This window comes from Streptomyces sp. NPDC005811 (genome assembly GCF_040630405.1).
Taxonomy (GTDB): Bacteria; Actinomycetota; Actinomycetes; order Streptomycetales; family Streptomycetaceae; genus Streptomyces.
Genome location: NZ_JBEXXK010000033.1, coordinates 96,140 through 113,408, shown reverse-complemented (window position 1 = coordinate 113,408; position 17,269 = coordinate 96,140). Strand labels below are relative to the sequence as shown.

Below are 17,269 nucleotides of genomic sequence, written 5' to 3'. Positions count from 1 at the left end.
CATGACACGTACATCCCTCGCGGGGGCGCTGCGCTCCCCGCTCACCTTCTCCGTGCTCGCGGGCCTGGTCATCGGCGCGCTGTTCCTCGTCGGCACCGGCGCGGACCCGTTCACCGCGTACGAGGCCGTCCTGACCGGCGCGCTCGGCGGCGACGGCATCGGCGCGACCCTGACGACCACCACCAGCGTGCTCGGCCTGGCGCTCGCGCTGGCGGTCCCGCTGCGGGCCGGGCTGATCAACCTCGGCGGCGACGGGCAACTGGTCCTCGGCGGGATCACCGCCGCGGTGACCGGGCTCAACTCCCCGCTGCCCGCTCCCCTCACCGTCGTACTGGCCCTGCTGGCGGGCACGGCGGCGGGCGCCGGGTACGCGGTCCTGGCCGCGCTGTGCGAGAACCTGCTCGGGGTCCCGCTGCTGGTCAGCAGTCTGCTGCTGAGCTACCCGGCGGTGTCGCTGGCCTCCTACCTGGCCCGCTACCCGCTCAAGGAGCCCGGTTCCAGCCTGCCGCAGACCCGCGCCCTGCCGGACGGCGTGGCGCTGCCCGCGTTCGGCGACTCGACGGTCACCCTCGGGCTGGTCCTCGTCGCGGTGGCCGCCGCCGCGTACTGGTTCACCGACCGGCGCACCGCGCTCGGCTACGAGATCCGGATGACGGGCCTCAACGCGCGGTTCTCCGCGTACGCCGGTGTCGAGCGCCGGGGCCTGACGCTGAAGCTGATGTCCGTCTCCGGGGGTCTCGCGGGGCTGGTCGGCGCCATCGGGGTGCTGAGCTTCCCGTACCGCTTCGTGGACGGCTCGCTGACCGCGCCCGGCTACACCTGGACCGGGCTGACGGCGGCGCTGCTGGCCGGCGCGGCCCCGCTCGGCACGGTGATCGCCGCGTTCTTCTTCGCGGTCCTCCAGGTCGGCGGGCTCGCGATGGAGCGGACCACCGAGGTGCCGCGCGAGCTGACGCAGGTGCTCCAGGCCATCGTGATCGTGTTCCTGGCGGCCCGGCTGCGCTTCCCCCGTCGACTGTTCCGGAAGCGGGAGGCCGTCTGATGTTCCTCGACTCCGACCTCGTGATGTCGGCGCTGCGCGCGCTGACCCCGATCCTGCTGGCCGCGCTGGGCGGTGCCCTGTGCGAGCGGGCCGGGGTGTTCAACATCGGCCTCGAAGGGATGATGCTGCTCGGCTGCTTCACCTCGGTGGCCACCAGCTGGTTCACCGGCAGCCCCTGGCTGGGCGTGCTCGCGGCGGCCCTCGCGGCGGCGGCGTACTCGCTCATCCTGGCGGTGGGGGCGGTGACGCTGAAAGGCGACGCGGTGGTCCTCGGCATCGCGATGAACCTCCTCGCCGTCGGGCTGACCAGCTTCCTGCTGCGTACGGTCTTCGGTGTACAGGGCACCTTCGACGACCCGTCCCTCCAGGGGCTCCCGCTGATCGGCGGCTTCAGCCCGCTCGCCTACCTCTCCTGGGCGGCGGTCGCGGTGGCCGCGCTGCTGCTGTCCCGGCATGTGTGGGGGCTGCGGCTGCGCGGGGTCGGCGAGGCGCCCGAAGCGGCGGCCACGCTCGGGGTGCGTCCGGCGACGTACCAGTACGGCGTGATCCTCCTCTCCGGCATGCTGTGCGGTCTGGCCGGCGCCCAACTCGCGCTCGGCAACGTCACGTTGTTCACCGAGAACATGACGGCCGGCCGTGGTTGGATCGCTGTGGTGGCCGTCATGCTCGGCCGGGCCGCACCGCTCGGAGTCCTGCTCGCGGCGCTGCTGTTCGGGCTCGCGGAGGCGGCCGGGTTCCGTCTCCAGGGCCTCGGCCTGCCGCAGCAGGCGACCGACGCCGCGCCGTACGTCGTCACGCTCGGCGCCCTGTTCCTGACGACGGCCCGCCGCCGTCGCACCCCCCGTCCCACTGGAGCACGTTCATGACGCAGGACCTCCTGCCCATCACCCGTATCCCCCGCACCGGTCTGCCCGCGCACGCCGTGGTCGTCGGCGACCCGGCGCGCGCCGCCGCCGTCGCCGCGCTGCTCGACGGCGCCGAGGAGGTGTCGTACCACCGGGAGTACCGGGTGTTCAGCGGCAGCTGGAAGGGTCTGCCGGTGGTCGTCGCCTCGCACGGGGTGGGCGCGCCGGGCGCGATCCTGCTGTTCCAGGAGCTGGCGGACGCGGGGGTGCGGGTCTTCCTGCGGTTCGGTACGGCGGGTGCGATGAAGCCGGGCATCGGCGACGGCGACCTGGTCATCGCGGAGGCCGCCGTCCGCGACGACGGTGTCACGCACCAGCTGCTGCCCCCGGAGTACCCGGCGGTCGCCAGCCCGGAGGCCGTGTTCGCGCTCCAGCGGGCGGCCCGTGAGCAGGGCGCCCCGCACCACCGCGGGCTCGTGTGGACCCGGGCGGCCTTCCAGCCGGGGCTCCTGCCCCTCTTCTCCTACGACGGCGCCGGGCTCGCGGCGATCGAGATGGAGCTGTCGGCGCTGCTGGTCACGGCCTCGCTGCGCGGGCTGGTGGCCGGCGGTGTGCTGGTCGTGGACGGGGCGAACGCCGACGAGCTGGTCGACGAGGAGTCGACGGGCGGCTACAACCCGCACCGGGACGTCGTCGCGGCCGGGGTCGAGCGGGGCGCGGTCGTGTCGCTGGAGGCGCTGCGGCTGCTGGCGGAGGACGAGTCGGCGTGAGCATCGATCTGCTGGTGCACGGCGGTGACGTGCTCACCGTCGACGAGGCCGGGACCGTCGTACGGGACGGGGCGGTCGCCGTCCGCGACGGGGAGATCCTCGCCGTGGGCCCGTCGGCGGACCTTCGCGAGCGGTACGAGGCCGCCGAGGAGATCGACGCCGAGGGCTGTCTGGTCCTGCCCGGGCTGATCAACACCCACACCCATCTCGCGATGACCCTGCTGCGCGGCCGCGCCGACGACGTCACGCTCCAGGGGTTCCTGGAGCGGGTGCTGCGGTGGGAGGCCGAGCTGCTGGAGCCGAAGAACGTGGCGGCGGCGGTCCGGCTGGCGATCGCGGAGAGCGTACGGGCCGGGGTGACCTCGGCGCTGGACATGTACTGGTTCCACGAGGCGGCCGAGGAGGCGGCGCTCGCGGCGGGCTGGCGGCTGCTGACCGGGCCGACGTTCATGGACGTGCCGGATCCGCCGGACGGCAGGGACTTCGCGGCGCGGCTGGACTGGGCGCGGCGGGATCTTCGGGCCCGGGGCGCGGCGCGGGGCGGGTACCGGCCGGTGGTCTTCGCGCACTCGGCGTACACCCTCTCCCCCGGGCAGCTCACCGAGGTGTTCGCGCTGGCGCGGGAGTTCGGCGCGCTGGTGCACATCCACGCGGCGGAGAACGCCACCGAGGTGGCGACGGTCGAGGTGCGGCACGGCAGGCGGCCGGTGGAGCTGCTGGACTCGCTCGGGCTGCTCGGCCCCGATGTGCTGCTGGCGCACGCCGTGGACCTGACGGGTCCGGAGATCGCGGCGCTGGCCCGCACAGGCACGGCCGTCGCGCACTGCCCGGTGTCGAATCTGAAGCTGGGGTGCGGGATCGCGCCGGTGCCACGGCTGCTGAGCGCGGGCGTGACCGTGGGGCTGGGGACGGACGGGGCGGTCAGCTCCAACTCGCTGGACGTGCTGGGGGCGGTGCGGCAGGCGGCGCTCGTGCACAAGGCGGGCGGCGACCCCACGGCGGTCGGCGCGGAGCAGGCCGTACGGATGGCGACGGCCGAGGGGGCGCGGGCGCTGGGGCTCGGGGACCGGCTGGGGTCCCTGGAGACGGGCAAGCGGGCCGATCTGATCGTGCTGGATCTGAACGCGCCCCATCTGCGCCCCGCGCACGACCCGTGGTCGACGCTGGCGTACGCGGCGCACTCGGCGGATGTGCGGGACACGGTCGTGGACGGGCGGGTGCTGATGCGGGACCGTGTGCTGACGACGCTCGACGAGCGGGCGGCGGTCGCCGACCTGGAGGTTCTCGTCGGATCGCTCCCCGGTGACGCGGTGCCGCGCGCATAATGACCTGAGACATCCGATGTCTGGGCTGGTCCGAGCTGGTCCGAGCTGGTCGGGGAGTGAGAGGGAGGTTGGTCGTGGCAGTCACCGACGAGGCGATCGAGAAGATCAAGGGCATGATCGTCTCGGGTGCGCTGCGCCCGGGCGAACGGCTCCCCAAGGAGAGCGAGCTGGCCGCCGAACTGGGGCTGTCCCGCAACTCCTTGCGGGAGGCGGTGCGCGCCCTGTCGCTGATCCGGATCCTGGACGTGCGCCAGGGCGACGGCACCTATGTGACCAGCCTCGATCCCCAACTGCTGCTTGAGGCGCTGTCGTTCGTCGTCGACTTCCACCGCGACGACACGGTCCTGGAGTTCCTCGCGGTGCGCCGCATCCTGGAGCCGGCCGCGACCGCGATGGCCGCGCTCCGGATCAGCGAGCAGCAACTGGACGCGCTGGACGCCCAGTTGGACAAGCTGGGGGAGGCACCGTCGGTGGAGGAACTGGTCGCCTGCGACCTGGAGTTCCACCGGCGCATCGTGCAGAGCGCGGGGAACTCGGTGCTGTGCTCGCTGCTCGACGGGCTGTCCGGGCCGACCACCCGGGCGCGGATCTGGCGGGGACTGACCCAGGAGGACGCGGTCACCGGGACCCTGCGCGAGCACCGCGCGATCCTGGCGGCGCTGCGCGACCGGGACGCGGAGGCGGCGCGGTCCTGGGCGACCGTGCACATCGCCAGCGTGGAGCAGTGGCTGCGGTCCACCCTCTGAGGCGGGGTGTTCGAGCGGGGCGAACGGGGCAGTGATCCGTTCACTCCCCCGTGCAAGGGGGCTGCGGGCGCCCCCGCGGAACGCCGTAAGGTTGGGTGGTCAGGCGAGGGCACGTCGGAAGGAGGCGCTGGGTGATCGAGCTCGAGGGGGTTCCCGAGCTGATCGACCCGGTCATGGTGGCCGCGTTCGAGGGCTGGAACGATGCCGGCGACGCCGCCTCCACCGCGGTCGCGCATCTGGAGCGGGAGTGGAAGGGCGAGGTGTTCGCGGCGCTGGACGCCGAGGACTACTACGACTTCCAGGTGAACCGCCCCACGGTGTTCATGGACGGCGGCGTGCGCAAGATCACGTGGCCCACGACAAGGTTGTCCGTGGTGCGGGTCGGCGGCGACAAGCCGCGGGACCTGGTGCTGGTGCGCGGTATCGAACCGTCCATGCGCTGGCGCTCGTTCTGCAACGAGCTGCTCGGTTTCGCGCACGAGCTGGGCGTGGAGCTGGTGGTCATCCTGGGTGCCCTGCTCGGGGACACCCCGCACACCCGTCCGGTCCCGATCAGCGGGACGACGTCCGACGCCGATCTGGCGCGGCGGATGGACCTGGAGGAGACCAAGTACGAGGGGCCGACGGGCATCGTCGGCGTGCTCCAGGAGGCGTGCACGCACGCGGGCGTGCCGGCGGTGTCGCTCTGGGCGGCCGTACCGCACTACGTCTCGCAGCCGCCGAACCCGAAGGCGACGCTGGCCCTGCTCAACCGGCTCGAGGATCTGATCGACGTGCGGATCCCGCTGGGCGAGCTGCCCGAGGACGCGCGGGCGTGGCAGGTGGGCGTGGACCAGCTGGCGGCGGAGGACAGCGAGGTCGCGGAGTACGTCCAGACGCTGGAGGAGGCCCGCGACACGGCGGAGCTGCCGGAGGCGTCGGGCGAGGCGATCGCCCGTGAGTTCGAGCGCTATCTGCGGCGCCGGGACGGCGGGGGCCCGCCGGACCCCGGTGAGCGGACCCGTCCCCCGAGGCCGCCGCGGCCGAGCGGCGAGAGCAGCGAGTCCGGTGAGGCCGGGGAGTCGGAGGAAGCCGGTGGGGCCGGTGAGGCCGGTGGCACCGGGGATGCGCCGGGCGACGGGGATTCGTCGGAGGACTGACCGAGGCTGTGCCGGGACTGTGCTGAGGCTGTGCCGATCGGGGCGGTGCGTTCCTGGAACGCACCGCCCCTTCGTCATGCCGGGACGGCGACGACCGTGTATGTCGTGGCGGGCGTCGGTGTCGTCGTGAAGCGGGCGTTGGGCAGGTAGAGCCGGTTCCCGAGGGCGGCGACCGTGGTCGGCACGTCGAAGCCGGTGTCCGTGATCCGGCGCCGGAAGACACCGCCGCGGCCGTCGGCGGCCAGGGTGAACACGTCGATCGCGTTCTGCCGGTTCTGTACGGCGTACAGCGTGCGCCCGGTGCGCAGCAGTCCGTCGCCGTTGGTGAGGGGCGCCGCGTCGCCGAGGTCGACGAGCGTGGTGACGCCGGTGCGCGGGTCGACGCGGTGCAGTCCCCCGGCGCCGCTCTGGACGACGAGGAGCGCCGAGCCGTCGGGGGTGCGGGTGATGCCGTTGGCGTTCACGGATCCGTCGGCGACCTGGGTCCAGTCGCCGCTCAGCGGGAGGCGTACGACGTCGGCGGCGTCCGGGAGTTCACCGCGCCGGCCGAGCGGCAGGGCGTACAGGACCGGCTGGTAGGAGTCGGTGAACCAGGCCGCGCGCGGGGTCAGGTACACGTCGTTGGTGAAGGTGGGGGTGGTGGTGGCGAGCGGGTAGGAGGCGAGGATCTCGCCGCTGCGCGCGTCCACGACCCGGGCGCCCGTGTCGCGTCCGGCGACGAACAGCCGTCCCCGGTCGTCGAGTTTGAGGCCGACGGAGGGGGTGCCGGGGCCCGTGGAGATGACGGTGCCCTCGCCGGTGCGCAGGTCGGCGCGGTAGAGGGAGCCGTCCCCGAGGGAGCCGAGGTAGGCATAGGGGGCGCGGCCGATGGTGATGCCCTCGGGGCGGAAGCCGTCGGGCAGGGGGATGACGTCCGGCCAGAAGGCGGTGGCGTGGGCGGAGGTGGCGTGGGCGGAGGTGCCGAGTGAGGCGGCGCCTAAGGTCGCGGTGCCCAGGGCCAGCAGTCTGCGGCGGGTGAGGGGATGTGCGAAGGAACCGTGTGTGGGTGCCACGGAGCGTCCTTCCGCGAAGGGGACCGGCAGGGGCCGGTCCGGCGGTCGACTACCGCCCCACCTCACCACAGGGACCCCCGCGGCCACAGGCGGTCGTGGCCGGTCCACAGCATTTCGACAGCGAGCGCGGAACGGAAGGGGGCCCTGCACCGGGCGAACCGGTGGAGGGCCCCCTGTGGGCGGTGTGCGGCGCTCCTTACAGCGCGACGCCGAGCAGGGCGTCGACGGCCCGGGAGACGACGCCGGGGGCGCTGATGTCGGTGCCGCCCCGCTCCTCCTGGAGGGCGGCCCAGCGGTCGACGGCGGCCAGCGCGGCCGGGGCGTCGAGGTCGTGCGCGAGGGCCTCGCGGATCTCGTCCACCAGGGCCTCGGCGGGCGGTCCGTCGGGGCGGGACACGGCGGCGCGCCAGCGGCCGAGGCGGGCGACGGCGTCCGCGAGGACCTGGTCGGTCCACTCCCAGTCGGCGCGGTAGTGGTGGGCGAGCAGGGAGAGGCGGATCGCGGCGGGGTCGACGCCGTCCCGGCGGAGCTGGGACACGAAGACGAGGTTGCCCTTGGACTTGGACATCTTCTCGCCGTGCAGGGCGACCATGCCGGCGTGGACGTAGGCCTTGGCCATGGGGAACTCGCCGGTGAGCACCTGGGCGTGCGAGGCGCCCATCTCGTGGTGCGGGAAGGCGAGGTCGGAGCCGCCGCCCTGGACGTCGAAGGTCATGCCCAGGTGGTCCAGGGCGATGGCGACGCACTCGATGTGCCAGCCGGGGCGGCCGCGGCCGAGGGAGCCGCCGTCCCAGCTGGGCTCGCCCTCGCGGGCGGCCATCCAGAGCATCGGGTCGAGGGGGTTCTTCTTGCCCGGGCGGTCCGGGTCGCCGCCGCGCTCCGCGGACAGCAGCCGCATGGCGGCGGCGTCGAGGTTCGCGACCTTGCCGAAGTGCGGGTCGGACTCGACGGAGAAGTAGATGTCGCCGTCCAGCTCGTAGGCGGCGCCCGCGTCACGGAGCCGTTCGACGAGCGGGACGATGCCGGGTATCGCCTCGACGGCGCCTATGTAGTGCTGCGGGGGGAGCATCCGCAGGGCGGTCATGTCCTCGCGGAAGAGGGTGGTCTCCTTCTCGGCGAGGGCGACCCAGTCGACGCCGTCGCGCTCGGCGCGCTCCAGGAGCGGGTCGTCGACGTCGGTGACGTTCTGGACGTACTGAACCTGCCGCTTGGTGTCGAGCCACACGCGCTGGACGAGGTCGAACGCGTTGTAGGTCGCCGCGTGTCCCATGTGGGTGGCGTCGTACGGCGTGATGCCGCAGACGTAGAGACGGGCGACGGGACCGGGGTCAAGGGTGACCAGACCACCGGTCGCGGTGTCGTGGATCCTCAGGTCGCGGCCCTGACCAGGCAGGGCGGGGACCTCGGAAGCGGGCCAGGCATGCATGTCATGAGCGTAACCCGGACGGATGTTGTGCATACGAGCCGGAGCGGGCCGGATGACCGGGAAGGCGCTCTTGCGCGTTTCCGCCCCGTGTGCATACGGCACGCATCCGGTCCGTCAGACCGGCGGCCAGGGGATGGCGGGCCACTCTCCCCCGGGCTCGGGGTGTCGGCCGCTCTCCAGGAGCTCGTCGACCCGCGCGCGCGTGGCGTCCAGCTCCGCCGGGGTGATGAGCGGGGTCAGGGTGCCGGTGAGCGCTCCGGAGGGCTCCAGCGCGGCCTTGAGGCCCTTGAGGACGTCCACCGCCTCGCCCGTCAGGGGCTCGCCCGCCCAGCCCCACAGGAGGGTGCGCAGCTTGTTCTCGGTGTTGAAGGTCACTCCGTGGTCGATGCCGTAGAGCCGGCCGTCGGCGGTGGGCAGGAGGTGGCCGCCCTTGCGGTCGGCGTTGTTGATCACCGCGTCGAGGACGGCGAGCCGCCGCAGCCGCTCGTCGTCGGCGTGCACCAGCAGCGCGGTGCGGCCCTCGCCGACCTCGGCGAAGCCGATCGCCTTCCAGCCCGGCTCCGGTTCCTCGCCGTCGACCAGGGCGAGCAGCTCGGCCTCCGGGGCCACCTCGATCCACAGCTGGCACATGCCCTCGCCGTACGGCCCCTCGCGCAGCACGGTGGGCGGTACGAGGCCCCAGCCGGTCGCCTCGGAGACCTCGTAGGCGGCGACCTCGCGCCGGGCGAGGTTGCCGTCGGGGAAGTCCCACAGGGGCCGCTCGCCGGCCACGGGCTTGTAGACGCAGGCGGCCTCCCGGCCCTCGTGGACGACGGCGCAGTACAGGGCGGCGTTGGAGGCGTCGCGGATACGGCCCCGTACGGTCAGCTCGCCCCGGGCGAGGAGGTCGGCGGAGGCCGGGTCGGTGGTCGTCACGCCCCGCGGCGGTATCCGTTCTGGCGCGGACATACGTGTCCTTCCGGGTCGAGCGGCAGGCTGCACAGCGGGCACGGCGGCCGGCCGGCGTTGACGACGTCGAGGGCGCGCTTGGCGAAGGCTCGCGCCTGCGCGCCGGTGAGCCGGACCCGCAGCATCGGGGGTCCGTTCTCCTCGTCCTGGAGGAGCCGTTCCTCGGCCTCGGCGAGGTCCTCCTCGGAGTCGGCCTCGAGCTCCACGAGCGCCTGCGCCTCGACGATCATGCGCTGTTCCTCGCCGTCCCAGGCGAGGGCCATGGTGCCGACCCGGAACTCCTCCTCGACGGGCGCGTCGAGGGGGGCGGTGTCGGCGTTCTCGGCGGGCGCCACGGCGGGCACCGAGGCGCTTCCCCCGCTACGGCGTACGACCTCGTCCAGCAGCTCGTCCATGCGCTCGGCGAGCGCGGCGACCTGGGTCTTCTCCAGGGCCACACTGGTCACCCGGGCGCCGGAGGTGGCCTGGAGGAAGAAGGTACGGCGCCCGGGCAGTCCGACCGTACCGGCCACGAAGCGGTCCGGGGGGTCGTAGAGGAACACCTGACGGGACACGTCCTGTCTCCATGGGAGTCGTGGGTTCGGGAACGTCCATGCGTGTACGCGTGTGTGTGGACCGCTTCACCCTACTGCGGCCGACGATCACGGTGCGCCCGCGCCGCCCCCGACCGTCGCGTCGCCGCTCGGGGGTTCCTCGCGCGGCGCCAGGGAGGCGAAGTCGCCGGTGTCGCCGAGGCGTACGAGAAAGGGGCGCAGCCGGGTGTAACGGATCGCTGTGATGGAACACGGTTCGACGGAGATCCGCTGGAAGAGGTCGAGATGGAGTCCGAGGGCGTCCGCCACGAGCGACTTGATGATGTCGCCGTGCGAGCACATCAGATAGACGGCGTCGGCGCCGTGGTCGCGCTCCACGCGCGCGTTCCACTCGCGCACGGCCTCGGCGGCGCGGGTCTGCATGGCGCGCATCGACTCACCGCCGGGGAAGGCGGCCGCGGACGGGTGCGCCTGGACGACCTCCATCAGGGGCTCGTCCTTCAGCTCGGCGAGCTTGCGCCCCGACCAGTCGCCGTAGTGGGCCTCCCCGATCCGGTCGTCGGTGTGGGCGGGCAGGCCGGGGCGGGCGTCGAGGAGGGGCCGGATCGTCTCCTGGCAGCGTTGCAGGGGGCTCGCGACGACCGCGGCGAGCGGCAGCCCCTCCAGCCTGCCGGGGAGCGCGGCGGCCTGCGCGGCCCCGCGCTCGTCGAGCGCGACACCGGGCGTCCAGCCGGCGAGCACTCCGGAGGTGTTGGCGGTCGAACGTCCGTGCCGGACAAGGATCAACGTGGGCATGCGGCCCAGCCTAGGCTCACGCGCGCGTGCGCCGGGGGGCGGGCGAGGGGAGAATACGCTCCGTGATCGTCGACTGCGGGATCTACCGCGACGGGCGTCGGGCGGAGGGGCCGGAGGACCTGTCCGACGCCCTTGCCGAGGCGCGGGCGTCGGGCGGTTTCGTGTGGATCGGGCTGTACGAGCCCACCGAGGACGAGTTCGAGCACGTCACCGCGGAGTGCGGGTTGCATCCGCTGGCCGTGGACGACGCCCTCAACGCCCATCAGCGGCCCAAGCTGGAGGTCTACCACGACTCGCTGTTCCAGGTGTTCAAGCCGGTCGTGTACGAGCCCGAGGGCGACACCGTGTCCTCCGGCGAGATCATGGTCTTCCTCGGCGACGCCTTCGTGGTGACCGTCCGGCACGGCGAGGGCTCCCCGCTGGGCGCGGTCCGGCGGCGGCTGGAGGACGAGCCGGAGATCCTCGCCAAGGGGCCCACGGCGGTGCTGTACGCCGTCGCGGACGCGATCGTCGACCACTATCTGGAGGTGGTGACCGAGCTCGGCACCGATCTGGAGGAGCTGGAGGCGGAGGTGTTCTCGCCGACGGGCGACGGCTCGCGGCACACCGCGTCACGGATCTACGGCTTCAAGCGGCAGCTGCTGGAGTTCCGCCGCGCCTCCGTGCCCCTGGTGCCGCCGATGACCCGCCTGGCGGACACCGGCGGGCTCGGTTCCGGGCTGCCCTTCGTCAACGAGAAGGCGCGGCCCTTCTTCCGGGACGTCAACGACCACCTCACGCGCGTGAACGAGTCCGTGGAGGGCCTGGACCGGCTGGTCTCCGACATCCTCAGCGCGCATCTGGCGCAGATGAGCGTCCGCCAGAACGACGACATGCGGAAGATCTCCGCGTGGGCGGCGATGGCGGCCGTGCCCACGATGATCGCCGGGATCTACGGGATGAACTTCGCCCACATGCCGGAGCTGCACTGGCTGTGGTCGTACCCGGCGGTGATCGCGCTGATGGCCGCCCTGGAGGCGCTGCTGTACCGGCTGTTCAAGCGGCGGGGCTGGCTGTAGCTCCTCCGGGCGGCGCGCTCAGGCGTACTCCGGGGCGGGGGTGGCGGGTCCGCCGAGGGCGTCGCGGTGCTCGGGCATCTCCAGGGTCACCATCCGCCGCCAGCCCGCGAACCGCTCCCAGGCGTACATGCCGTGGATCCCGGCCGCGAGGACCGCGGACCTGGCCCTCGGCCAGCCGAGGATGCGGCCCATGTGGGCCATGACGGCGAGGCTGACGTCCCGGTAGACACGGATCTCGGCGAGCGCGCACGCGCGCAGGGTGCGCTGGATGGCGCGGCCGTGTCCGGCGTGGGCGAGGCGCAGCAGTTCCTCGTGGCAGTAGGCGAGGTGGTTGTCCTCGTCGTGGGAGATCATCTTCACCGCGCGGCCGATGTCGGGGTGGTCGGCGAAGTACCGGCGCAGCAGGTCCATCTGCTCGGAGGCGCGCTGCTCGGTGACGCGGCTGTGGGCGAGGTAGGTGACGATGTCCGCGACGGTCAGCGGCCGGTCGGCGCGGAGCCGGTCGTGGGCGAGGCCGATGCCGTGGCGCTCCAGGAGCATCGTGTAGTCCGTCTCCGGCGGCACCGGGACGGGGCGGACGCCGCGCTTCCTCATCAGGGCGTTGAAGATGCGGCCGTGCTTGTCCTCGTCGGCGCCGTGGCGGGCGATCTTGGGGGCGAGGTCGCGCTGGTCCGGCGGGACGAGCGCGGCGATCCGGGCGTTCTCCCAGCCGCCCTGCGACTCGCCGCCGGCGGCGATGGAGCAGAACAGGGCGAACGACTCGTCGTGGTCGAGGATCTCCTGGAACAGATTCTTGGCCGAAAGCATGCAAATCAGTCAAATGCGGGACGACAGGTGCCGCAACAGATGGGGTGCGGGGACTCGGCCGAAAGGATGAGAGCGACGGCGCCCTCGTGAGGCGTAACCGCGTGCGCTCCGGCGCGTTGTTCTGCGTGACGGCCGTGGCGGGGAAGACCCCCGAGCCCCCACCACGGCCGTGGTAACTTCCCCGCCGCGGACGCCCCGCCGCGGGAATCCCCTTACGCCAGGCCGGCCAGCTCCAGCGCCTGCGAGCCCGCGCGCAGCGAGGCGAGGCGCTCGTCGAGGGTGAAGCCCGCGGGGGCGAGGGTGAGGGTGGTGACGCCGGCCGCCGCGTAGGCCTTCATCCGGTCGGCGATCCGCTCCACCGAACCGAGCAGCGTGGTCCGGTCGATCAGGTCGTGCGGGATCGCGGCGGCGGCGCCCTGCTTGTCGCCGGCCAGGTACTTGTCCTGGACCTCGGCGGCCGCCTCCTCGTAGCCCATGCGCCGGGCGAGCTGGTTGTAGAAGTTCTGCTTGCGGCTGCCCATGCCGCCAACGTACAGGGCGGTGTACGGGCGGAAGGTGTCGGCGAGCTTCTCGACGTCCTTGTCGTCACCGACGGCGAGCGGCAGCGTCGGGCAGACGTCGAAGCCCTCCAGCGTCTTGCCGGCCTTCTCGCGCCCGGCCCGGAGGTGCCGGAGCGCGGTGTCCTCGATGTGCTCGGCGGAGGGGAAGATCAGCAGCGCGCCGTCGGCGATCTCGCCGGTCTGCTCCAGGTTCTTCGGGCCGATCGCGGCGATGTACAGCGGGATGTGCTCGCGCTCGGGGTGCACGGTCAGCTTGATCGGCTTGCCGGGGCCGCCGGGCAGCGGCAGCGTCCAGTGCTCGCCCTCGTACGACAGCCGCTCGCGCGTCATCGCCTTCCGTACGATCTCGACGTACTCGCGGGTGCGGGAGAGCGGCTTGTCGAACTTGACGCCGTACCAGCCCTCGGAGACCTGCGGCCCGGAGACGCCGAGTCCGAGGCGGAACCGGCCGCCGGAGAGGGAGTCGAGGGTGGCGGCGGTCATCGCGGTCATCGCGGGCTGGCGCGCCGGGATCTGGAAGATGGCCGAACCGACGTCGATCCGCTCCGTCTTGGCCGCGACCCAGCTCAGCACGGTGGCGGCGTCCGAGCCGTAGGCCTCGGCGGCCCAGCAGACGGCGTACCCGAGGCGGTCGGCCTCCTGGGCGACGGCCAGGTTGTCCCCGTCCATTCCGGCACCCCAGTAGCCGAGGTTGATCCCGAGCTGCATGGCCGATTCCCCTTACTGATCAGTAACGACGCTGTCGTGCCGACCTTAGCGCGGGGGACCGGTGGCGGGGAGGCCGGTGTGGCGAGCGTCGCGTGGTCGCGCGGGGCGGAGGGGCGGGGCGGGCGTGCGGTGAACGGGAGTTGGCGGGACGGCGGGCGCCGGGAGCGCGGTCGGGCGTGTGGCCTGCGGGGCAGCGGGACGGCGGGGTGGCGGGGTCCATGGGTGACGCGCGGAGATTCCGTTGTCCACAGGCAACCCACGGCCCAGTTCTGGCCAGTAATCTCGGCGTTCATGGAGCAGAGGCATCTCGGCCGCACCGGCCTGCGTGTGTCCCGCATCGGGCTCGGCACCCTGACCTGGGGGCGTGACACCGACGAGCACGACGCCGCGGACCTCATGAAGACGTTCTGGGAGGCGGGCGGCACCCTCGTCGACACGGCGGACGTCTACGGCGACGGAGAGGCCGAATACCTGCTGGGACGGCTCATAGACGGCCTGGTGCCCCGCCGCGACCTGATCATCTCCACCAAGGCGGGCAGCGTGCCCGACCCCGACCGCCGCTTCGACGGCTCACGGGGCCATCTCCTCGCCGCCCTGGACTCCTCCCTCGCCCGGCTCGGCACGGACCACGTCGACATCTGGCACGTCCACGCGTTCGACCCGGACACCCCGCTGGAGGAGACGCTCCAGGCCCTCGACATCGCCGTCGCCAGCGGCCGCGCCCGCTATGCCGGGGTGTCCAACTACTGCGGCTGGCAGCTCGCCAAGGCCGCCACCTGGCAGCTCGCCGCGCCCGGCGTCCGCACCCGGCTCGCCAGTACGCAGATGGAGTACTCGCTGCTCCAGCGCGGCGTGGAGCGCGAGGTGCTGCCGGCCGCGCTGGACCTGGGCATCGGGCTGCTGCCGTCCTCGCCGCTCGGCCGGGGCGTCCTCACCGGCAAGTACCGGGGCGACGCCCTGCCGCCCGACTCGCGCGCCGCCTCCGACCACTTCGCGCCCTTCGTCGAGCCGTACCTCGACGACACCGCGAGCCGCATCGTCGACGCCGTGACCACCGCGGCGGACGGGCTCGCGGTGACCCCGCTCCAGGTCGCCCTGGCCTGGGTCCGCGACCGGCCCGGCGTGGCCGCCCCCGTGGTCGGCGCGCGCACCGCGCAGCAGCTCACGGCGGCGTTGTCAGTGGAGGCCCTTACTCTTCCTGACGAGATCTGCCGGGCGCTCGACGATGTGTCGGCGCCCGTGCACCGCTATCCCGATCACGACTGGAGCACGCTGTGAGCACGGAACCGGATTCCTCGGACGACACCGAGAACACCGGGCCGGGAACACCGGACGGTGACGACAGCGCCCCGGCCACGACCGGGAGCGAGACCGAGGAGACCGCCGCGGCACCGGCCGCCGAGGGCGGGAGCACCGAAGGCGGGAGCACCGAAGGCGGGAGCACCGAGGACACGGCCGCCGCCCAGGTCAGTGAGGCTCAGGCCGAGCTGGCCGCGCAGAAGCTGGAGCGGGAGCGGATCGAGCGGCGCAAGGCCGAGAGGGCGGGGCCCGTCGACAGCGGGGCCAAGCTCAGCGGCACGGCCGCCGACCTGCTCGCGGCGGTCCGGGCCGTGGAGGGCGGGGCCAAGCCCGCCGCCACCGTCTTCAGCGCACCGGAGCCCCCGCGCCGCCCCGCCGCCCAGGAACCCGCACCGCGCCCGCAGCCTGCGCCGGCCGGGGCCCCGGCCGCTCCCCCGGCCCCCGCCCAGGAGACCGTGGCGGCCGTACGGCGCGTGCTGACCGACGGCGGTGCCCCCGAGACGCTCGCCCCGCAGGTCGCCGGGGCACTCGGCGAGGGCGCCGAGGACCTGCTGCGCGAGGACCCCTGGCAGCTGCTGCGGGTCGCCGGCGTACGGCCCGAGCAGGCCGACGGGTTCGCCCGGGCCCTGCTCGGCGCGGAGTGCGCCCCCGACGACGAGCGGCGGGGCCGCGCGCTGACGGTCTGGCTCCTGGAACAGGCGGCCCTCGCCGGGCACACCGCGCTGGAGCTCCCGGCGCTCACCGCGGCCCTCGCGCAGCGGTCCGTGCCGGACGCCGACGAGGCCGTGCAGAGCGCGCTGGCCGAGGGCGAGGCGCTCGCCTTCCAGGACGCGGAGGCCGAGAACGCGGCGCACACCGCGACCCCCGGGAACACCGCGGACACCGCGGACACCGGGAGCGACGCCGAAGACGCCGAGGACGCCCGTCCGGTCCGAGTCCTGGTCGGCCTGGAGCGGTACGCGCTCGCGGAGGAGAGCCTCGCCGACGGTCTGGCCCGGATCGTGAACTCCCTGGCCAAGGAGGCCGCCTCGGCGGCGGGATGGGAGTCGGCCGCCGCCTCGGCGTCCGGCAGCGCCGCCGAGCTGATCCGTGCCGTCGCCGGGCACGGCCTGGTGCTGCACACCGGCGGAGAGGCCGCCCGCGCCGAACCGGCCGCGCTGCTCACCGCCGCCCGCGCCCTGGGCCTGCGCGCGGTCGTGGCCTGTCACACCCCGGACGGCCGGGACCGCGTCGCGGCACGCGTCGGCGAGGCGGACCACGCCGTCACCGTCCACGGGCTGCTCGCGGGCACCGAGGGCCCCGGCCGGGACACCGACGGAGCGCTCGCCCTGGACCTGCTGATCGTGACGGACGCCCCGCGGCTCGACGTGGAGAGCGCCGCGATGGTGGTCGAGTCGCTGCCGGACGGCGCCCGGCTGGTGCTGAGCGGTGATCCGGCGGAGCTGTGGTCGGCCGGTCCGGGCCGGGTCTTCGCCGATCTGCTCGCCGCCCGGGTGTGTCCGCAGATCGCCTCGCGCACCCCCGACCCCGGTCCGCTCGGCGAGCTGCTCTCCGGGATCGGCATCGGCGAGCTCAACCAGGTCGAGGCGCCCGGCAAGGAGCTGGTGATCGTGCCGGTGCGGGACGCGGCCGAGGCCGTGCACCGCACCCTTCAGCTCGTGCTGGAGTCGGTGCCGCGGGCCTTCGGCGTCGAGCCCGGCCGGACCGTGGTGATCACCCCGGGCCATGGCGGCGCGGCCGGCACCCGCGCGCTCAACACCGCGCTCAAGGAGCGCCTCAACCCCGGCCCCGGCCGCTTCGGCGGCTTCGACCCCGGGGACGTGGTCGCGTACTCCCCCGCGCCGGGGCGGACCGTGCTGGGGCGGGTGGAGAAGGCCGACGCGGACGGGCTGCACCTGTCCTGTGCGGGCGCGCCCGTCGTCGTACCGAAGGAGCGGGTGGAGCAGTCCGTGCGGCACGGCTGGGCGCTGACCGCGCACCAGGCGGTGGGCGGCCGGTGGCCGGCGGCGGTCGTGGTGCTGCCCGGCGACGCCGCGCAGGCCCTCTCCCGGCCGTGGGTGTACACGGCGTTCGGGCGGGCGGAGCGGCATCTGTCCGTGGTGCACGGGGTCGAACAGGCCCTGGCGCGCGCCGTCGCCGAGGTCCCGGCCAGGCCGCGGACGACCCGGCTGCCGGTCCTGCTGCGCACCCAGGTGCCGGCGGCCGGCTGAACCGCA

At 73.7% G+C, this 17,269-nt stretch carries 16 protein-coding genes; 9 read left to right on the top strand and 7 right to left on the bottom strand.

Translation table 11 applies throughout. The features are described 5' to 3' along the window. The first annotated feature begins 1 nt into the window (after position 1). The 6 genes from ABZ490_RS31430 (at position 2) to ABZ490_RS31405 (ending at position 5,867) form a co-directional block, all read left to right on the top strand. Complete coding sequence (locus ABZ490_RS31430) at positions 2–1,042, top strand: ABC transporter permease (RefSeq protein WP_358997425.1); 1,041 nt, start codon at positions 2–4, stop codon at positions 1,040–1,042. After that, complete coding sequence (locus ABZ490_RS31425) at positions 1,042–1,908, top strand: ABC transporter permease (RefSeq protein WP_358997423.1); 867 nt, start codon at positions 1,042–1,044, stop codon at positions 1,906–1,908. The genes ABZ490_RS31430 and ABZ490_RS31425 overlap by 1 nt, the downstream gene beginning before the upstream one ends. Next, the gene (locus tag ABZ490_RS31420) at positions 1,905–2,657 is read left to right on the top strand and encodes a nucleoside phosphorylase (protein WP_358997420.1); all 753 of its coding nucleotides are present in this window, start codon (positions 1,905–1,907) and stop codon (positions 2,655–2,657) included. The genes ABZ490_RS31425 and ABZ490_RS31420 overlap by 4 nt, the downstream gene beginning before the upstream one ends. Continuing rightward, positions 2,654–3,982: an amidohydrolase gene (locus ABZ490_RS31415; RefSeq protein ID WP_358997417.1), complete on the top strand. Its 1,329-nt coding sequence runs from the start codon at positions 2,654–2,656 to the stop codon at positions 3,980–3,982. The genes ABZ490_RS31420 and ABZ490_RS31415 overlap by 4 nt, the downstream gene beginning before the upstream one ends. 74 nt (positions 3,983–4,056) lie before the next feature. Beyond that, on the top strand, positions 4,057–4,728 hold the full coding sequence (locus ABZ490_RS31410) for a FadR/GntR family transcriptional regulator (RefSeq protein ID WP_358997414.1): 672 nt from the start codon (positions 4,057–4,059) through the stop codon (positions 4,726–4,728). A gap of 131 nt (positions 4,729–4,859) precedes the next feature. Continuing rightward, a complete protein-coding gene (locus tag ABZ490_RS31405) occupies positions 4,860–5,867 on the top strand; it encodes a PAC2 family protein (protein WP_358997411.1) in 1,008 nt (335 codons plus the stop codon). 74 nt (positions 5,868–5,941) lie between these two features. On the opposite strand, the gene ABZ490_RS31400 is transcribed toward ABZ490_RS31405, so the two are convergent. From ABZ490_RS31400 to ABZ490_RS31380, 5 genes are all read right to left on the bottom strand, one after another. After that, on the bottom strand, positions 5,942–6,919 hold the full coding sequence (locus ABZ490_RS31400) for a superoxide dismutase (protein WP_358997408.1): 978 nt from the start codon (positions 6,917–6,919) through the stop codon (positions 5,942–5,944). A gap of 196 nt (positions 6,920–7,115) precedes the next feature. Then, positions 7,116–8,345 (bottom strand): cysteine--1-D-myo-inosityl 2-amino-2-deoxy-alpha-D-glucopyranoside ligase, encoded by a 1,230-nt coding sequence (mshC, locus tag ABZ490_RS31395; RefSeq protein WP_358997405.1) that lies wholly within the window; start codon positions 8,343–8,345, stop codon positions 7,116–7,118. A 114-nt stretch (positions 8,346–8,459) separates the two neighbouring features. Then, entirely contained in the window at positions 8,460–9,293 is an 834-nt protein-coding gene (locus tag ABZ490_RS31390; protein WP_358997401.1) for an SCO1664 family protein, read from the bottom strand. Next, a complete protein-coding gene (locus ABZ490_RS31385; RefSeq protein WP_067250577.1) occupies positions 9,257–9,847 on the bottom strand; it encodes a DUF3090 domain-containing protein in 591 nt (196 codons plus the stop codon). Before ABZ490_RS31385 ends, ABZ490_RS31390 begins: the two co-directional genes overlap by 37 nt. Before the next feature lie 87 nt (positions 9,848–9,934). Next, complete coding sequence (locus ABZ490_RS31380; RefSeq protein WP_358997397.1) at positions 9,935–10,621, bottom strand: histidine phosphatase family protein; 687 nt, start codon at positions 10,619–10,621, stop codon at positions 9,935–9,937. Positions 10,622–10,683: 62 nt separating this feature from the next. Here ABZ490_RS31380 and corA point away from each other — a divergent pair, with 62 nt between their 5' ends. Further along, the gene (gene corA, locus ABZ490_RS31375; RefSeq protein ID WP_358997394.1) at positions 10,684–11,679 is read left to right on the top strand and encodes a magnesium/cobalt transporter CorA; all 996 of its coding nucleotides are present in this window, start codon (positions 10,684–10,686) and stop codon (positions 11,677–11,679) included. Between the two features lie 18 nt (positions 11,680–11,697). Here corA and ABZ490_RS31370 read toward each other — a convergent pair whose 3' ends face one another. Then, entirely contained in the window at positions 11,698–12,486 is a 789-nt protein-coding gene (locus ABZ490_RS31370; RefSeq protein WP_358997391.1) for a ferritin-like domain-containing protein, read from the bottom strand. 212 nt (positions 12,487–12,698) lie between these two features. After that, positions 12,699–13,754: an LLM class F420-dependent oxidoreductase gene (locus ABZ490_RS31365; RefSeq protein WP_358997388.1), complete on the bottom strand. Its 1,056-nt coding sequence runs from the start codon at positions 13,752–13,754 to the stop codon at positions 12,699–12,701. A 291-nt stretch (positions 13,755–14,045) separates the two neighbouring features. Between ABZ490_RS31365 and ABZ490_RS31360 the strand changes: the two genes are divergently transcribed. Then, positions 14,046–15,032: an aldo/keto reductase gene (locus tag ABZ490_RS31360; protein WP_358997385.1), complete on the top strand. Its 987-nt coding sequence runs from the start codon at positions 14,046–14,048 to the stop codon at positions 15,030–15,032. Beyond that, complete coding sequence (locus ABZ490_RS31355) at positions 15,029–17,263, top strand: helix-hairpin-helix domain-containing protein (RefSeq protein WP_358997383.1); 2,235 nt, start codon at positions 15,029–15,031, stop codon at positions 17,261–17,263. The genes ABZ490_RS31360 and ABZ490_RS31355 overlap by 4 nt, the downstream gene beginning before the upstream one ends. Positions 17,264–17,269: the final 6 nt, after the last annotated feature.

What these genes read in the sequence shown, in the direction of transcription:
- ABZ490_RS31370 (WP_358997391.1), bottom strand. Translation starts at nt 12,486, where the DNA reads ATGCTTTCGGCCAAGAATCTGTTCCAGGAGATCCTCGACCACGACGAG.
- ABZ490_RS31365 (WP_358997388.1), bottom strand. Translation starts at nt 13,754, where the DNA reads ATGCAGCTCGGGATCAACCTCGGCTACTGGGGTGCCGGAATGGACGGG.
- ABZ490_RS31420 (WP_358997420.1), top strand. Translation starts at nt 1,905, where the DNA reads ATGACGCAGGACCTCCTGCCCATCACCCGTATCCCCCGCACCGGTCTG.
- ABZ490_RS31390 (WP_358997401.1), bottom strand. Translation starts at nt 9,293, where the DNA reads ATGTCCGCGCCAGAACGGATACCGCCGCGGGGCGTGACGACCACCGAC.
- ABZ490_RS31380 (WP_358997397.1), bottom strand. Translation starts at nt 10,621, where the DNA reads ATGCCCACGTTGATCCTTGTCCGGCACGGACGTTCGACCGCCAACACC.
- ABZ490_RS31425 (WP_358997423.1), top strand. Translation starts at nt 1,042, where the DNA reads ATGTTCCTCGACTCCGACCTCGTGATGTCGGCGCTGCGCGCGCTGACC.
- ABZ490_RS31430 (WP_358997425.1), top strand. Translation starts at nt 2, where the DNA reads ATGACACGTACATCCCTCGCGGGGGCGCTGCGCTCCCCGCTCACCTTC.
- ABZ490_RS31360 (WP_358997385.1), top strand. Translation starts at nt 14,046, where the DNA reads ATGGAGCAGAGGCATCTCGGCCGCACCGGCCTGCGTGTGTCCCGCATC.
- mshC (WP_358997405.1), bottom strand. Translation starts at nt 8,345, where the DNA reads ATGCATGCCTGGCCCGCTTCCGAGGTCCCCGCCCTGCCTGGTCAGGGC.